At 72.3% G+C, this 15,341-nt stretch carries 15 protein-coding genes; 8 read left to right on the top strand and 7 right to left on the bottom strand.

The annotated features are described in order from the left end of the window. Positions 1–283 precede the first annotated feature (283 nt). Positions 284–994, bottom strand: a complete 711-nt coding sequence (locus tag Y09_RS05355) for a GIY-YIG nuclease family protein (RefSeq protein ID WP_234695644.1) — start codon at positions 992–994, stop codon at positions 284–286. Between the two features lie 161 nt (positions 995–1,155). Next, the gene (locus tag Y09_RS05350) at positions 1,156–2,325 is read right to left on the bottom strand and encodes a DNA cytosine methyltransferase (RefSeq protein ID WP_053916632.1); all 1,170 of its coding nucleotides are present in this window, start codon (positions 2,323–2,325) and stop codon (positions 1,156–1,158) included. Between the two features lie 129 nt (positions 2,326–2,454). Between Y09_RS05350 and Y09_RS05345 the strand changes: the two genes are divergently transcribed. Next, entirely contained in the window at positions 2,455–2,700 is a 246-nt protein-coding gene (locus Y09_RS05345; RefSeq protein WP_148639534.1) for a hypothetical protein, read from the top strand. 37 nt (positions 2,701–2,737) lie between these two features. Here Y09_RS05345 and codB read toward each other — a convergent pair whose 3' ends face one another. The 3 genes from codB to Y09_RS05330 all read right to left on the bottom strand — a co-directional run bounded on the left by codB (position 2,738) and on the right by Y09_RS05330 (position 5,819). Continuing rightward, positions 2,738–4,021 carry a cytosine permease gene (gene codB, locus Y09_RS05340; protein WP_053916605.1) on the bottom strand — a complete coding sequence of 428 codons (1,284 nt, stop codon included), beginning with the start codon at positions 4,019–4,021 and terminating at the stop codon, positions 2,738–2,740. Then, positions 4,018–4,563, bottom strand: coding sequence for a nucleoside deaminase (locus Y09_RS05335; protein WP_053916603.1), 546 nt, complete (start codon positions 4,561–4,563; stop codon positions 4,018–4,020). Before Y09_RS05335 ends, codB begins: the two co-directional genes overlap by 4 nt. A 275-nt stretch (positions 4,564–4,838) precedes the next feature. Then, on the bottom strand, positions 4,839–5,819 hold the full coding sequence (locus Y09_RS05330) for an LLM class flavin-dependent oxidoreductase (protein ID WP_053916601.1): 981 nt from the start codon (positions 5,817–5,819) through the stop codon (positions 4,839–4,841). Positions 5,820–6,079: 260 nt separating this feature from the next. Between Y09_RS05330 and Y09_RS05325 the strand changes: the two genes are divergently transcribed. From Y09_RS05325 to Y09_RS05300, 6 genes are read left to right on the top strand one after another with little or no spacing between them, the layout of a single operon-like run. After that, positions 6,080–7,048, top strand: a complete 969-nt coding sequence (locus tag Y09_RS05325) for a formate/nitrite transporter family protein (RefSeq protein ID WP_053916599.1) — start codon at positions 6,080–6,082, stop codon at positions 7,046–7,048. Next, positions 7,045–9,606 (top strand): nitrite reductase large subunit NirB, encoded by a 2,562-nt coding sequence (gene nirB / locus Y09_RS05320; RefSeq protein ID WP_148639533.1) that lies wholly within the window; start codon positions 7,045–7,047, stop codon positions 9,604–9,606. Before Y09_RS05325 ends, nirB begins: the two co-directional genes overlap by 4 nt. Next, positions 9,603–9,989, top strand: a complete 387-nt coding sequence (nirD, locus tag Y09_RS17640; RefSeq protein WP_053916597.1) for a nitrite reductase small subunit NirD — start codon at positions 9,603–9,605, stop codon at positions 9,987–9,989. The genes nirB and nirD overlap by 4 nt, the downstream gene beginning before the upstream one ends. Then, on the top strand, positions 9,986–10,936 hold the full coding sequence (gene cobA, locus Y09_RS16785) for a uroporphyrinogen-III C-methyltransferase (RefSeq protein WP_234695643.1): 951 nt from the start codon (positions 9,986–9,988) through the stop codon (positions 10,934–10,936). The genes nirD and cobA overlap by 4 nt, the downstream gene beginning before the upstream one ends. Next, positions 10,933–11,799 (top strand): uroporphyrinogen-III synthase, encoded by an 867-nt coding sequence (locus tag Y09_RS05305; RefSeq protein ID WP_053916595.1) that lies wholly within the window; start codon positions 10,933–10,935, stop codon positions 11,797–11,799. Before cobA ends, Y09_RS05305 begins: the two co-directional genes overlap by 4 nt. Then, a complete protein-coding gene (locus tag Y09_RS05300; RefSeq protein WP_053916593.1) occupies positions 11,796–12,509 on the top strand; it encodes a sirohydrochlorin chelatase in 714 nt (237 codons plus the stop codon). Before Y09_RS05305 ends, Y09_RS05300 begins: the two co-directional genes overlap by 4 nt. 72 nt (positions 12,510–12,581) lie before the next feature. On the opposite strand, the gene Y09_RS05295 is transcribed toward Y09_RS05300, so the two are convergent. Continuing rightward, the gene (locus Y09_RS05295; protein ID WP_053916629.1) at positions 12,582–13,256 is read right to left on the bottom strand and encodes a histidine phosphatase family protein; all 675 of its coding nucleotides are present in this window, start codon (positions 13,254–13,256) and stop codon (positions 12,582–12,584) included. Positions 13,257–13,608: 352 nt separating this feature from the next. Here Y09_RS05295 and Y09_RS05290 point away from each other — a divergent pair, with 352 nt between their 5' ends. Next, on the top strand, positions 13,609–14,721 hold the full coding sequence (locus tag Y09_RS05290; RefSeq protein WP_053916591.1) for a 3,4-dioxygenase subunit beta: 1,113 nt from the start codon (positions 13,609–13,611) through the stop codon (positions 14,719–14,721). Positions 14,722–14,934: 213 nt separating this feature from the next. Here the strand turns inward: Y09_RS05290 and Y09_RS05285 are convergent, their stop codons facing one another. Further along, positions 14,935–15,246, bottom strand: a complete 312-nt coding sequence (locus Y09_RS05285; RefSeq protein ID WP_082358644.1) for a DUF3592 domain-containing protein — start codon at positions 15,244–15,246, stop codon at positions 14,935–14,937. Positions 15,247–15,341 lie beyond the last annotated feature (95 nt).

The following is a 15,341-nucleotide window of genomic DNA, read 5'->3' as shown; positions in this document are numbered from 1 at the left end:
ATCCGGTGCCGCATGCGAGAGTGTTATACTGCCCCCGGGGCGGTGGTTCACCCATACTGCCTTGGGTGGTCGATTCCGTTGGGACGCTCCAATGGCACGCTTAGGACGTAGTCGTCCATATTGAGTGCAGTTCCATCATCAACAGGCCTCCGAGTCGATCTGTGAATGCCTGGAGCGTCTTCGTGTCGCTGTGCGGAGGGTCCGTCCCGCAGCGCATGCTCCACCCTCGCCTAGGTGTCGGAGTGCCCGGGACTCGCTACGCGTTGAAAGCGAGCATGGGCCGTTACGTGTGGGTTTCGGCTTCGGTATCTTGGGAGAGCTGCCCTCGAGGTTGCCCGGACGTCGAAGGTGAGTCGAGTGGAGCGAAGTCAGCTCGATACCGCGCACTCGAACTCTCACTGTTCTCTGCCATGACGCTGCCAACGAGCTCGGGCACGTCGATGGCGTCAGCGGCGGGGCGGCGTCGTCCCTCGGAGTACGCCAAGCGAGCAGCGGCGAGATCCGCAAGGCGTACCGCCTGGATCACGATGACGCGACGCAGGCCCGCAGAAACCTCGCCTCGTTCATGGGCGACCGCGGCGACTCGGGCAAGAGTCTCTGCACGCCGGGCGATGCGCACGTCAGGATGCTCGCGATCCTCGCGCATGTCCTCCGGGACGAGTGTGAAGCGATGCGCAGGCGGCAAGTCGGCTATTGGCGAGACAGGGGGGATCTTCTCGTTAAGGATGGCCTGATACTTGGAGTTTCGGATTGCATTCACGTACACCGAGTACTCGACGGTATCGACCCGAGCGTTTCGCTCCTTTGTCGGAAGCGATCGGAGGCTCTCCAGCGGATAGAGTTCCATGTCGGCGACCTCAAACGGGTCGAGGATACGATATGCAAGTGTGTCGGATCGCTGCCCCCGAAGATGCCTTCCGACCCTAGTTGCAAAGTCCTCTGTGGTCTGGCCGACGTAGATTGGCTCGCCGTCGTAATCGTAGAAGGCGTACACCCCGATACACCTTCCGAGTCGATTTCCACTCTCGGGGTCAATGGCATTGAGTGCTTTGGAGAGTAGCTCACGGAATCCACGCACGAATCGAGTGGGCATCGACTTCTTGGTCGGCGGGGTGCGGTCAGGGTCGTTGTAGCTGGCGACTCCTCGGCTGGCCATCAGAGTGCCTCGACGTTGAACTCGAGCTGCCGCTGGCGGTTGTCAGCCAGTTTGCCGTTCACGAGGGGGAGGAGATAGTTCTCGCTGAGCCATGAGACGGCAGGCACGGCGACGGCGTCGCCGAAACCGAAAAGGGCCTGATTGTTTCGTGCCGAGCTCAAGTCGTACTCGCCAGCGCCCATCAGCCTCGCGTACTCGGTCGGGGTCATCCAGCGGACCTGCATCCGCCCGTTCCCAAGGCGCACGACAGCCTGCTTGGACGAGCCGCCTCGTGCGGTGCGCAGGCAGCCCGAGATGTCGTCAGGGCGCACTTCCCAGACGGCGACTCCGTTTCGAGTTCGTCGGTAGGCGGTTCTGTACTTGACTCCGCGTGAGCGACGCATTGCAACGACGCGCTCACGCTGGAATGGTGAGAGCGAGTCGGCGAACGACCGAGTTCTACTTGCATCCCACCAGCGCTCATCGTCCAGACGCATCTCTTCGACGATGTTTCCCAGCCCCTCGGTGAGGGGAGGCGGTGGTGCGGGGAGCGGGGCACGATGCGTCCGGAGGCTCTCGTCGCCGAACACCCATTGCAGCCAGTCTGGCCTTAGCTCGGAGTTCGGATCCGGAACGTCGGCTGGGGGATTCATGGCGGCAACGAGGAAGAGGCGAGGGCGTGACTGGGGTACGAAGCGCCGTGCATCGATCGCAAGCACGTCGACCGAGTAGCCAAGCTCGTTGAAGGCGCGGATCGCGGCAGCAAGATCGTCGCCGCCGTGTGAGGAGGCCAGTCCAGTGACGTTCTCCAGGACGGCGACCGTAGGCCGGTTGCCATCGAGCTCCTTCAGGAGGCGAATAAAGTGCCAGAAGGTGCCTGACTGAGGGCCGGCGAAGCCGGCGCGGCCGCCCGCGAGGGAGAGGTCGGTGCAGGGAGAGGAGGCCCAGGCAAGCGATGCATCGTGAGGGAGCTCGTCAACACTGACCAGGCCGATGTCTCCGAGTGCGAAGCTGTGGTCGCTGGTCTCCCCGAACTGGGCCTCGTACATTGCCTTCTTGTCGGCCTCGTAGTCGTTCGCCCAGGCCACACTGAATCCGCTGGCTTCGAGCCCCATCCGGGCAAGCCCGATGCCCGCAAAGAACTCGAGCACCTTCGGTCGGGCGCTGTTTAGCGGCGTGATCTCTCCCATCTGTCCGAGCCTAGTCGAGCGGCCGACTTTTGAGGCAGCGTCGAGGCTCATCGTCGAGTGAGCCTGCTGACTGCAGTTTCGCGCTCGCATGCGGGGCGGCAGGCACTCCGACCACATCAGGCGAGCACGTTGGAACTGATCCTCTCGACCTCGGTCGACGCCTCACAGAGGACGGCCCGTGAGTTCGCGGGCGTCATGATCCCCACCTGGTGGGACCGGGACAAGATCGCCGATCAGCTGCTGTCTGCGCTGCCGCCGATGGAGCCTGCCGGGGACGATCCGCAGTATTCGCAGGGACTGCGCCAGAGGTACGAGCGCCACCGCGCAGAGGGCACGCTCCCGGTCGCCGACGGCGAGGGCGGCGCCTGGGGCTGAGCCCTCAGACGCCGCCCGTCGGCCGTGCGCGACGCTCTCAGCGCCGCCCCGCCCGCACCCCCAGCACCCACGCCCCCACCAGTGCCACGACGATCCCGTTCAGCGGCGCGATGCCGATCCCGTACTCATTGCTCACCCACGCCACCACGCAGCCGAGCACGTACGGCACGAGCGCCTGCCAGCGCACCTTCTCGGTGAGCGTGGACAGCGGCGGCTGCCCGTGGCGCCAGCGCGCGATCCAGTCGCCGATGAGCACTCCGCCGACCGGCGGGATGAGGATGCCGATGAGGCTGAGGTAGCCCACGATGTGTCCCTCGACGCCGAGCAGCGCGAGCACGGTGCCGATGGCGACGCCGCCGATGATGAAGGGGCCCTTGCGCTTCGCGTTCGCGAGCTCGGCCCCGGCGACGCCGAAGGCGTAGGCGGCATCCGCGTTGGACTTCCACAGGTTCCCGAACAGGAAGAACAGGCCCCAGCCGATCATGCCCATGCCCAGCAGCAGCGTGGTGAAGTCGCCCTCGCCGAACGCGAGCGCGGAGACGGCGCCGAAGAACACCATCAGCCCGTTGCCGATCACGAAGCCGAGCCCGCAGGCGATGACGGCGTCGCGGCCGCGCTTTGCGAAGCGGGTCCAGTTCGCGGCCTGCGTGCCGGCAGAGGCGAAGGTGCCCACCACGGTCGTCACGGCCGCGGCCCAGGTCATGGAGGTGGTGGGGGCGATGTCGAACAGGCCCCGCCAGCCGCCCACCTCTCCGAGTGCGAGCGCGGTGATCCAGAAGGCGAGCACCAGGATCAGCGGGGTGGAGATCAGCGAGACCCAGTACATGCCCTCGTAGCCGTACAGCGCGGTGAGCATCATCAGGGCGGAGACGCCGATCATCACCAGCGCCGGCGCCCAGGCGCTCTCCCAGCCGAAGGCGAGCGCGGTCATCTGCCCGATCGAGCCGACCGCCACCCCGTACCAGCCGATCTGCGTGCCGCCCAGCAGTACGGAGACGAGCTTCGACCCGGCGGTGCCGAAGGTGTACCTCGACATCACCACCGTGGTCAGGCCGGTGCGGGCGCCGAGGAAGCCGATCGCGGCGACGTAGGCGCCGAGCACCACCGAGCCGACCAGCAGCACCGCCAGGAACTCGCTGAAGCGGAAGGCCGCGCCGATCGAGGCGCCGGCCATGAGCGTCGGCGCGAAGACGGTGAAGCCGATCAGCACCACCGAGATCGAGACGACGCCGCGCCGCGCCGAGGCGGGGACGGGCGTGACCGGGTAGTCGGGGTCGACGGGCTCCGTGCCCGCCTCCTCGCGCAGCTCGGCCGCGGTCACCGATCGGCGCCGTCGACGTCGGAGTCCTCGGCGCCTGCAGCGCGCGCGCCGTCGGCCGACGCGCTGAGCTCGTCGGCCTCCACGCCGATGTCCTCGCTCCAGATCTCGGGACGCTCGGCGATCATCCGCTCCATCAGCGCGATGCAGTTCGGGTCGTCGAGCACGTCCACGACCACGCCGCGCTCGCGCAGAAGGTCCTCGGCCATCTCGAAGGTGCGGTTCTCGCCCACCACGATCCGCGGGATCTCGTACAGCAGCTCGGTGCCGGAGCACATGATGCACGGCGACAGGGTCGTGTACAGCACCGACTCCCGGTACACGCTCGCGCGCAGCCGGCCCGCCTTCTCGATCGTGTCGGTCTCGCCGTGCAGGATCGCGGAGTCCTTCTGCACGCGCTGGTTGTGACCGGCGGCGAGCACCTCCCCGTCGTGCACGAGCACCGCGCCGATCGGCACCCCGCCCTCGTCCCAGCTCTTCCGCGCCTGCTCGATCGCGAGGGAGAGGAAGCGGCGGTCGTCCTCGGCGGTGGGGGTCCAGGTCATGGCGGAGTGCTCCTGCGGGGTGGGGGGAGGGGTCGCACGGCATAGTACGGCGTGCGGCGCGCGCAGGCAGTGGCCGATCCCGTCGTGACCGAGTCGCGACCTGCGGCGCGACTCCCGCCCGGCCAGGCCGCCGGTGCTCGTGGCCTCCGACACCGCCGTGCGCCCATGGAGCATGCTCATCGCCCGTCCCGCCCGCACCCCCACGCTCTTCGCCGCGCTCGACCTCCCGCGCCGCCTGCACAGGCGCCGAACGGAGCCCGGCATGCACCGCCGTCTCAGCCCATGTACGCCTCCGCCAGCAGCTCCGCCGACCGCAGCCGCTGCTCCACCCGCGGGCCCTGGTGGGCGATGATCAGCTCGTCGGCGCCGGTGGCCTCGGCGAACTCGGCGACCTGGTCCCGCACCACGTCGGCGGTGCCGACGGCGCTGTAGGTCGCCATCTGGTGCAGGTGCTGGGCCTGGGGCGCGGCGAGCAGCTCGTCGGCCTGCTCGTCGGTGTACTCAGTGCCCGGGCGCAGCAGCAGCGCCACCCGGCCGCGCATCATCTCGTGCTGCTGGCGCTCGGCGTCGGCCCGATCGTCGGCGGCGATCACGTTGAAGCCGGCGATGACGTGGGGCTTCTCGAGCTGCTCGGAGGGCTGGAACTCGCGGCGGTAGAGCGCGATCGCCTCGTGGAGAGCGCCGGGGGAGAAGTGCGAGGCGAAGGCATAGGGCAGCCCGAGCGCGGCGGCGAGGCCCGCGCCGAACAGCGAGGAGCCGAGGATGAACAGCGGGACGTCGGTGCCCTTGCCGGGATAGGCGTCCACGCCCGGGATCCGCGACCGGCCTTGCAGGTAGCCCTGCAGCTCCATGACGTCTTCGGGGAAGGAGTCGGCGGAGGCGCCGCTGCGGCGCAGCGCACGCATCGTGTTCTGGTCGGTGCCCGGCGCACGGCCGAGGCCCAGGTCGATCCGGCCCGGGTGGAGCGTCTCGAGGGTGCCGTACTGCTCGGCGATCACGAGCGGGGAGTGGTTGGGCAGCATGACGCCGCCCGCTCCGAGCCGGATGGTGCTGGTGTGCGCGGCGACGTGGGCGATCAGCACCGAGGTCGCGGAGGAGGCGATCCTCGCCATGTTGTGGTGCTCGGCGTACCAGACCCGCCTGTACCCGGTCTCCTCCGCCTTCCTGGCCAGGGCGACCGTCCCCTCGAGCGCCTCGGCCGGGGACTGGTCCCGGGCGGCGGTCGCGAGGTCGAGGATCGAGAGCGGGACGGGCATGGGGGCACCTTTCGTCGAGTGAGGGTGCCGTGCCGGCTGGCCCGGCACCCACGGGATCAACGCCTCACGTGCCGTTCCTCTTCCCGTGCTCCCGGGAGCAGCAGGGGGCTCCCGCCGCGGACCTCCCCTGAGACCCCATGTCACGAGAAGGTCACGGGCCCCTCCTGGTCTTCGCCCCCTGGCCCGGGAGCCACAGGATGGCCGCATCCCGCTGCAGGCGCACGGGACATGACCACTCTCCCCGAGTCCCAGGAGCTGCCATGTCCTACGTCCAGCCCGCCGACCTGGTGGACCGGCTCACCGCCGCCGGCGCCGCGAAGGCCTCCTACTCCACCGGCGCCACGATCCTCCGGGCGATCATGGGCGGCGCGATCCTGGCGCTGGCCGCCGCGTTCGCCGTCACCGTCTCCACCCAGACCGGCCAGCCGCTGCTCGGCGCGCTGCTCTTCCCCGTCGGCTTCATCATGCTGTACCTGATGGGCTTCGACCTGCTCACCGGGGTGTTCACCCTGGTGCCCCTCGCTTGGCTCGCCCGCCGAGACGGCGTCACCCTCCCCGCGATGCTGCGCAACTGGGGTCTGGTGTTCCTCGGCAACCTGATCGGCGCGATCGCCGTCGCGGTGCTGATGGCCATCTACTTCACCTACGGCTTCTCGACCGAGCCCAGCGCCGTGGGCGAGGCGATCTCCGAGATCGGGCACGGCCGCACCGTCGGCTACGCCGAGTACGGCGCGGCCGGGATGCTCACCCTGTTCGTGCGCGGGGTGCTGTGCAACTGGATGGTCTCCACCGGGGTGGTCGGCGCGTTCATGTCCGACAGCATGCTCGGGAAGATCGCCTGCATGTGGATGCCGGTGATGCTCTTCTTCTACATGGGCTTCGAGCACTCCATCGTGAACATGTTCCTGTTCCCCTCGGGCCTCCTGCTCGGCGCGGACTTCACCCTCATGGACTACCTGATCTGGAACGAGATCCCCACCGTGATCGGCAACCTCGTGGGCGGCCTGGCCTTCGTGGGCCTGCCGCTCTACCTCGCCCACCGCCGCCGCTCCGCCCCGACGGCCGATACCGCCCCCGTCATCACGGCCGACGCCGCTGCGGTCGCCCCCGAGGCTCCCGCCGATCTCCCCGCGGCCGTCTCGCCCGCCGGCTCGTCGGCCACTTCGCCCGCCGACCCGTCGGCCGACGGGCCCACCGAGACCCCTGACCTGGTGGGGGCGACCCGATGAGCGCCCGCATCGTCGTGATCGGCGCCGGGATGGCGGCGCATCGCCTGGTCGACTCCCTGGTCACCCGCGCGGAGGACCGCCTGACGATCACCGTCCTCGGCGACGAGGGCCGCCGCCCCTACGACCGGGTGGGCCTGACCCGCTTCTTCGACGGGGAGAGCCCCGCGGAGCTCGCGCTCCCGGACACGATCTTCGCCGACCCCCGCGTCACCCTCCACGAGGGCGACCCGGCCGCCGCGATCGACCGCGCTGCCCGCACCGTCACTACCGCCTCCGGAGCCGTCCACCCCTACGACCACCTCGTCCTCGCCACCGGCTCGGTCGCCGCCCGGCCCCCGGTCGAAGGCGCGGAGTTGCCCGGCTGCTTCGTCTACCGCACCCTCGCCGACGTCGACTCCCTGCAGCGCCACGTGCAGGAACGGGCCGCGGCGCTGGGACGCCCGGTGCGCGGGGTCGTCGTCGGCGGCGGACTGCTGGGCCTCGAGGCGGCCGGCGCCCTGCAGGGCATGGACGCCGAGGCGACCGTGCTCCAGTCCAGCGACCGGCTCATGTCCGCACAGCTGGACCTGCCCGCCGGGGCGGTGCTGCGCCGCCTCATCGAGGCCCGCGGCATCGCCGTGCGCACCGACGCCCGCACCACCGCGATCCGGCCCGGGCCCGACGGGGCCGTCGGGGCCGTCGCCCTCCGGGACGGCACCGAGCTGCCCGCGGACCTCGTCGTCCTCACCGTCGGCGTGCGCCCCCGCGACGAGCTCGCCCGCGCGGCGGGCCTTTCCTGCGAGGAGCGCGGCGGGGTGCGGATCGACGCGGCCTGCACCACCTCCGACCCCTCCGTCCACGCCATCGGCGAGGTCGCCGCCTTCGACGGGCAGTGCGTGGGCCTCGTCGCCCCCGGCTACGCCATGGCCGAGGTGGTCAGCGACCGGATCCTCGGCGGGGACGCGACCTTCGACGGCTACGACCTCTCCACCAAGCTCAAGCTCTCCGGAGTGGACGTCGCCTCCTTCGGCGACGCCTTCGCCACCACCCCCGGCGCCCTCGACGTCGTCTACACCGACCCCGTCAGCGGCGTCCACAAGAAGCTCGTCCTCTCCGACGACGCGAAGACCCTGCTCGGCGGGATGCTGGTGGGCGACGCCTCCGCCTACGGCTCCCTGCGCCCCCTCGTGGGCGGAGCGCTCGGCGCCGACCCGGCCGTGCACCTCCTGCCCGCCGGCGCCGGCTCCGCCCCCACCCCCGAGCTGCCGGATGAGGCGATCGTCTGCTCCTGCTCCTCCGTGAGCGCCGGGACGATCCGCCACGCCGTGCGCGAGCAGGGCTGCACCGATGCCGCCGAGGTCACCGCCTGCACCAAGGCCGGCGCCACCTGCGGCTCCTGCACCGTCATGGTGAAATCCCTGGTCACAGGCGAGCTCGCGAAGCTCGGCAAGGCCGTCTCCACGGGACTGTGCGAGCACTTCGACCTCACCCGCCGCCAGCTGTTCGACGCCGTGCACGTCTCGGGCCTGACCACCTTCAGCGCCGTCATCGAGCGCTTCGGCCGCGGCCGCGGCTGCGACGTGTGCAAGCCGGTCCTCGCCAGCATCCTCGCCGTCCTCGGCGGGGAGCACGTGCTGGACAACGAGAACGCGACGCTGCAGGACACCAACGACCACGTCATGGCGAACCTGCAGAAGGACGGCACCTACTCCGTCGTCCCCCGCATGCCCGGCGGGGAGGTCACCCCCGAGGGCCTGATCACGGTGGGGGAGGTGGCCCGCGACTTCGGGCTGTACACCAAGATCACCGGCGGCCAGCGCGTGGACATGTTCGGCGCCCGCCTCGAGCAGCTGCCCCTGATCTGGCAGCGCCTGGTCGACGCCGGCTTCGAGTCCGGCCACGCCTACGGCAAGTCCCTGCGCACCGTGAAGTCCTGCGTCGGCTCCGCCTGGTGCCGCTACGGCGTGATGGACTCCACCGGCATGGCCGTCACCCTCGAGCTGCGCTACCGCGGACTGCGTGCCCCGCACAAGTTCAAGCTCGGCGTCTCCGGCTGCGCCCGCGAGTGCGCCGAGGCGCGCGGGAAGGACGCGGGCATCATCGCCACCGCCCAGGGTTGGAACCTGTACGTCGGCGGGAACGGCGGTGCGACCCCGCGCCACGCCGAGCTGCTCGCCGAGGGCCTGGACGACGACACCCTGATCCGCACGCTGGACCGGTACTTCATGTACTACCTCCGCACCGCGGACAAGCTCCAGCGCACCGCGCCCTGGGTCGAGTCCCTCGACGGCGGGATCGACTCCCTGCGCGCGGTGATCATGGAGGACTCCCTGGGGCTGGCCGCGGACCTCGACGCCGCCATGGCCCGCCACGTCTCGGCCTACCGCGACGAATGGGCCGAGACCCTCGCCGATCCCGCGAAGCTCGCCCGCTTCCGCTCCTTCGTCAACGCCCCCACCACCCCCGACCCCGGCCTCGCCCATGTCCCCGAGCGCGGCCAGCTCCGCCCCGCCCGGCCCGAGGAGCGCGGCGACGCCCGCGTCCTGATCGCCGGCACGACCCTGGAGGTACGACGATGACCACGACCCTCACCACCCCCACCCTCGCCCCCCAGCTCGCCGCGAACTGGGAGCGCCTGTGCCCGCTGGCGGACCTCGAGGTGGAGCGCGGACGCGCCGCGCTCCTCGGCGAGGAGCAGGTCGCCCTGTTCCTGCTGCCCGGCGGGGACGTGCGCGCCGTGGACAACCACGACCCCTACTCGGGCGCGAACGTCATCTCCCGCGGCATCGTCGGCTCCCGCGCGGGACGCCCCACCGTCGCCTCCCCGATGTACAAGCAGGTCTTCGACCTGCGCTCGGGCACCTGCGTCGACACCCGCGGAAAGTCCGTGGAGCGGCTGCGCGTCTGGCCCGTGCGCACCCTCGACGGGGACCTGTACGTGCTGCGCGGGGGCGCGCGGTGAGCGGCGCCGTCCCCGGCCGCGTCGCCCTCGTCGGTGGCGGGCCCGGTCCGCTGGACCTGCTCACCGTGCGCGCCCTGCGCCTGCTGCGCGCGGCCGACGTGGTGATCGCCGACCGGCTCGGCCCCGCCGCCGAGATCCGCGCGGAGCTGCGTCCCGACGCGCTGCTGGTCGACGTGGGCAAGCACCCCGGCCATCACCCCGTCCCGCAGGAGCGGATCAGCGCGCTCCTGGTCGAGCACGCCCTCGCCGGGCGCGCGGTCGTGCGGCTCAAGGGCGGCGACCCCTTCGTGCTCGGCCGCGGCGGGGAGGAGGTGCTCGCCTGCCGGGCGGCGGGGATCGAGGTCGAGGTGGTCCCCGGGATCTCCAGCTCCCTCGCCGTGCCCCAGGCCGCCGGGATCCCCGTCACCCATCGCGGCACCTCGGCAGGCGTGCACGTGGTCAGCGGTCACGACGCCGCCGGGCCGCACGGCCCGTCCCCGGCGACCCTCGCCGCACTCGCCGACGACAGCATCACCACCGTGGTGCTGATGGGGGTGCGGACCCTGCCCGCCCTCGTCGCCGCCGCCCGCGCCCACGGCGTGCCGGGGGAGCGGCCCGTCGCGATCATCGAGAACGGGCACACCCCGCGCCAGCGCACCACCCTCACCACCCTCGAGCGCGCCGTGCGCGCCGCGGAGGAGGCGCAGGTGCGCAGCCCGGCCGTGATCGTGATCGGCGAGGTCGCCCGGCCCGGGCTGCTCGGCGCGGAGCCCCCGGCGCTCGAGGAGGAGCCGGCGGTGCTCGGCGCGGGCGTCCTCGCGGGCGCCCCGGTCGGACTCCCGGCCGTGCCCTTTGCCCCGCCGGTCGCGCCTCGTGCTCCGTCGGTCGCGTCTCTCGCCCCGACGGTCGGTTCCGCCGATGCCTCGACCCTGGTCACGGGGCTGTCGGCCACGGGGCCAGGGGCGTGAGCGCCCCCGCGCGCCTCTCGTCCGCGCTCGAGGGGCGGCGCCTCGTCCTGGCCCTGGACCGCAGGGCCGACGAGCTCGCCGCCGCGCTCCGGCGACACGGCGCCGCGATCCAGCACGCCCCCGCGATGAGCATGATCCCGCACGTCGACGACCCGCTGCTGCTGGAGCGCACCGCCGAGCTCGTCGCCCGCCCGCCGCAGCTGCTGGTCGCGACCACCGGGGTGGGGATGCGCGGCTGGTTCGAGGCGGCCGAGGCCGCCGGCATCGCCCCCGCTCTGCGCGCCGCGCTCGCCGGCACCCGCGTCCTCGCCCGCGGCCCGAAGGCCCGCGGCGCCGCCCAGAACGTCGGCCTCGCCGTCGACTGGGTCGCGGTCGACGGCACCTCCGCCGAGATCATCGAGCACCTCGCGGGCCGCGACCTGCATGGCATCCGCGCCGCCGTCCAGCACCACGGCTCCGGCGCCGACGGCCTCGACGAGGCACTCGAGCAGGCCGGGGCGCAGGTCACGGCCCTGACCGTCTACCGCTGGGGACCGCCCCGCGATCCCGCGGCCGTGCACCGCTCCGCGCTCGCCGCCGCCGCCGGCGAGGTCGACGCGGTGCTGTTCACCGCCGCACCGGGCACCGAGAACTGGCTCACCGCGGCAGAACGGGCCGGTGCTCTGCCCGGCATCGTCGCGCACGCCCGCGCCGGGCGACTGCTGATGGCGGCTGTCGGCCCTCTCACCGCCGGGCCGCTCGAGGCGCGCGGGATCCCTGCGCTGCTGCCCGCCCGCAGCCGGATGGGCGCGCTCGTGCGCACCGTCGTCCAGCACTTCGATCCCGCCGACGCCGGCCGTCGCCTCCAGGAGGACGCCTCATGACCACCCTCGTCGCCTGCTCGCACGGAACCCGCTTCCCGGCCGGCCGCGCCGCCGTCGCCCGGATCCGTGCCGCCCTCGCCGACGCGGTCCCCGGGACCGAGGTGCGGGAGGCCTACGTCGACGTCGAGCAGCCCGAGGTCGCCGGCGTCGTCGCGGAGGCCGCCGCGCACGGGCCCGTCGTGGTGCTGCCGCTGCTGCTCTCGACCGGATTCCACACCTCCGTGGACATCGCCGCCGCCGTCGCCCCGCACCCCGGCGCGGCGGCCGCCGACCCGCTCGGCCCCCACGAGCAGCTGGTGCGGGCCCTGCGGGACCGCCTGGCCGCCGTGAGCGGCGGGGACGCCGGGCACCGCCCGGGCGACCACGTGGTGCTCGCCGCCGCCGGCTCCACCGACCCGGCCGCCGCCCGCGCGGTCGAGCGGATGCGCGACCTGCTCGCCGCACGCCTGCCCGCGCCCGTCACGATCGGCTATGGCGCCGGCTGCGCACCCACGCTCCCCGAGGCCGTGGAGGCGGCTCGCGCGGCCGGGGCGCGGCGCGTGATCGCCGCGAGCTACGTGCTGGCCCCGGGGCACTTCGCCGGGCTCGTCGAACGTGCCGGGGCGGACCTCGTCTCCGCCCCGCTCGGCGACCATCCCGCGGTGATCGCCGTGGCGGCGGCACGGTTCCGGGAGGCGTGCGGGATCCTCGCCGCTCCCGTCGCCGGCTGATCGTGGCCGGCCGGCGGTGCGGTGGTCCCAGCGTCGAGGCGTCCCCGCGGGAACGCCGGACGACGTCCTCGCTCAGACCTTCGCGTCGGCCTCGTCGTCGGCGGTGACGTCGTGCGCGGTCCCGCCCAGCAGGTGATCGCCGCCGACAGGGCTGGAGATCCAGTCTTCGACGCGCCAGCCCGCCGCCGGGCCCCCCACCAGGGTGACCAGGCCCGTGTTGTACAGCGGCCGCTCGGACAGCGAGGCGGCGCCGAGCCCGCCGGCGACCGAAGCGAACACGCGGATCGCGGCGCCGTGGCTGATCACGACGACGGTCGCGTCCTCGGCGTGCTGATCCGCGATGTGCCGCAGCGCCCGGGTCCAGCGGTCCCAGAACTCTCGGCCGGTCTCGCCGCCGGGCAGCCCGCCCTCGAGCTCGCCCGCGCTCCAGCGGTGGTGGTTGTCCTGATAGGCGTCGACGGCCTCCGCGTCCTGCCGGCCCTGGTGGATCCCGGCGCGGATCTCCTCGATCCCCTCGGTCAGGCGCGGGCTGAGCCCGCGCGAGGCGGCGAGCGGGGCCGCGGTCTCGTGGGTGCGCAGCAGGCGGGAGACGTGGATGGCGGCGATGTCCTCGTGCGCGAGCGCGGCGGGGACCGCACGGGCCTGGGCGTGACCGAGCGTGGTCAGCCCCGGCCCGGGATAGGCGGCGTCGAGGATCCCCTCGACGTTGGAGGGCGTCTGGCCGTGGCGGAGAAGGAGGAGGCGCATGCTCAGCACCGTACGAGATCCGTCGTGAGCGTGCACGGACGCGCTCTCGGCGGCGTTCTGCATCACAGCGCCCTCGACCTCGGCTGCTTCCCGGGGCGGCGCCTCCAGCGTCTCGCCGCCGCGCTCGCCGGTCGCCGGGGACCGCGCCCCCGCCGCAGGTCAGGACCGACGTGACCGACACTCCGCGGCCGTCTCTGTCCGACCCCTCGCCGCTGCCCCCGGGACCGTGCCGCCCACGACTCCCAGCGAGCTCCCCGACACCCTCCCGGCAGATCACGGATAGCTGACAGCGGCTCTACAGCCTGCGCTTCTAGCTTTCCGGCTCCACACCAGGAGACCGAGAGGACCCGTCATGGACACCACCGACCCCCGCCGCGTCGGCCGCCCCTATCCCGAGGCGCGCGAGCACACCGTCGCACGGAACTCCGCCGGAGCGGTTCCCTCGGGCACTGCACCGCGCAACAGCTTCGAGGGCCGGCCCCTCCACCACCCGGACGAGGACGTCGAGGACCAGGGCCTCGCCTTCGACGTCGGCACTCTGGTCTCCCGACGCGGCGCGCTCGGCGTGCTCGGTGCGGGCAGCGTCACCGCCGTCCTCGCCGCCTGCACCGGCGGCTCCGCCTCCACCACCGGCGCCGCGAGCGATGGGGGAGGGGCGAGCGATGCCGGCGGCTCCAGCGCGACGTCCGAGCTCACCGAGACGCCCGGCGAGACTGCGGGCCCCTACCCGGGCGACGGCTCCAACGGCGCCGACGTGCTCGAGACCAGCGGCGTGGAGCGCTCCGACATCCGCTCCTCCATCGACTCGGACACCACCGCCGAGGGCATCCCCCTCGACATCACCATGACCATCATCGACATGGCCGGCGGCGACGTGCCGATGCAGGGCGCGGCCGTGTACCTGTGGCAGTGCGACGCCGCCGGGCAGTACTCGATGTACTCCGAGGGCGTGGAGGAGGAGACCTACCTGCGCGGCGTGCAGATCGCCGACGCGCAGGGCAAGGTCACCTTCACCTCCATCTTCCCCGGCTGCTACGCCGGCCGCTGGCCCCACCTCCACTTCGAGGTGTTCCCCGACGCGGAGTCGATCGTCGACGCGACCAACGCGATCCTCACCTCGCAGATCGCGCTGCCCCAGACGGAGGCGGACGGCGTCTACGAGCTCACCGAGTACGCGGGCAGCGCTGAGAACCTCTCCCAGCTCACCCTCGAGACCGACGGGATCTTCTCCGACGGCTACGAGCAGCAGCTCGCGGCCCTCTCCGGCGACCTCGATTCCGGCTACTCCTTCGCCATCGACGTCCCGATCGACACCACCACCGAGCCCGAGGCCGGCGGGATGGGCGGCGGGGGGATGGGCGGCGGCGAGGGCGGACCCGGCGGCACCCCGCCCGAGGGTGCGCCGGGCGAGGGCGCACCGGGCGGTGCGACTTCGGAGGACGACAGCGGGACGTCGCAGAGCTGACGCGGCACCAGCAGGGATGATGCGGCGAACAGGGCAGACGCGGCTCCGGTCGAGCTGATGCGGCCTGGAGAGAGGTGACCCGGCACGAGCAGGTCTGGCCCGGACGAGCTGCCCACGGCGGCAGGGTGATCAACAGAAAGGGGACTCCAGCGGCACGCTGCGGAGCTCAGCTCCTCGCCGTGCCGCTGGAGTCCCTGTTCTGCAGATGCCACCTCAGGAGACCGCGCCTCGAGGGGTCCCGGCATCGCTGACCACCGGGTTCGCGCGGACCGTCTGCCCGCGATCGGTAGTGAACTCGATCGTCTCGACGACGCGGCTGGAGCGATCCTCCCGGGTGCCGCTGTAGTGCACGTGCGAGGAGATCACCCGCCCCTCGGCCCGCATCCCGCTCGAGGCCAGACGCCGCGCCCGCAGCAGGTCACGCACGGCCGAGAACATCATCCACAGCGCCACCAGCACCAGCAGCAGTGCGACCAGCCCGAAGACCGCTCCGAACGCGCCGAAGCCCATGCGCACCCCGTCCATGGTTCCCCCTTGCTCTCACCCGTCGGCCCCCGCCGACGTGTCCCTGCGACCGAGCGTACTTGGCACGGTGCGGCGCGGGACGGCGGGGGCTAGAG

It is taken from the genome of Brachybacterium sp. SW0106-09, assembly GCF_001293905.1.
Taxonomy (GTDB): Bacteria; Actinomycetota; Actinomycetes; order Actinomycetales; family Dermabacteraceae; genus Brachybacterium; species Brachybacterium conglomeratum.
This window is presented reverse-complemented; position numbering and strand designations above follow the sequence as displayed.

Bases quoted from the DNA above. Each gene is read 5' to 3' on its own strand.
- Y09_RS05350 (WP_053916632.1), bottom strand. From the start codon at position 2,325: ATGGGAGAGATCACGCCGCTAAACAGCGCCCGACCGAAGGTGCTCGAG.
- Y09_RS05335 (WP_053916603.1), bottom strand. From the start codon at position 4,563: ATGACCTGGACCCCCACCGCCGAGGACGACCGCCGCTTCCTCTCCCTC.
- Y09_RS05330 (WP_053916601.1), bottom strand. From the start codon at position 5,819: ATGCCCGTCCCGCTCTCGATCCTCGACCTCGCGACCGCCGCCCGGGAC.
- Y09_RS05325 (WP_053916599.1), top strand. From the start codon at position 6,080: ATGTCCTACGTCCAGCCCGCCGACCTGGTGGACCGGCTCACCGCCGCC.
- nirB (WP_148639533.1), top strand. From the start codon at position 7,045: ATGAGCGCCCGCATCGTCGTGATCGGCGCCGGGATGGCGGCGCATCGC.
- nirD (WP_053916597.1), top strand. From the start codon at position 9,603: ATGACCACGACCCTCACCACCCCCACCCTCGCCCCCCAGCTCGCCGCG.
- Y09_RS05300 (WP_053916593.1), top strand. From the start codon at position 11,796: ATGACCACCCTCGTCGCCTGCTCGCACGGAACCCGCTTCCCGGCCGGC.
- Y09_RS05295 (WP_053916629.1), bottom strand. From the start codon at position 13,256: ATGCGCCTCCTCCTTCTCCGCCACGGCCAGACGCCCTCCAACGTCGAG.
- Y09_RS05290 (WP_053916591.1), top strand. From the start codon at position 13,609: ATGGACACCACCGACCCCCGCCGCGTCGGCCGCCCCTATCCCGAGGCG.
- Y09_RS05285 (WP_082358644.1), bottom strand. From the start codon at position 15,246: ATGGACGGGGTGCGCATGGGCTTCGGCGCGTTCGGAGCGGTCTTCGGG.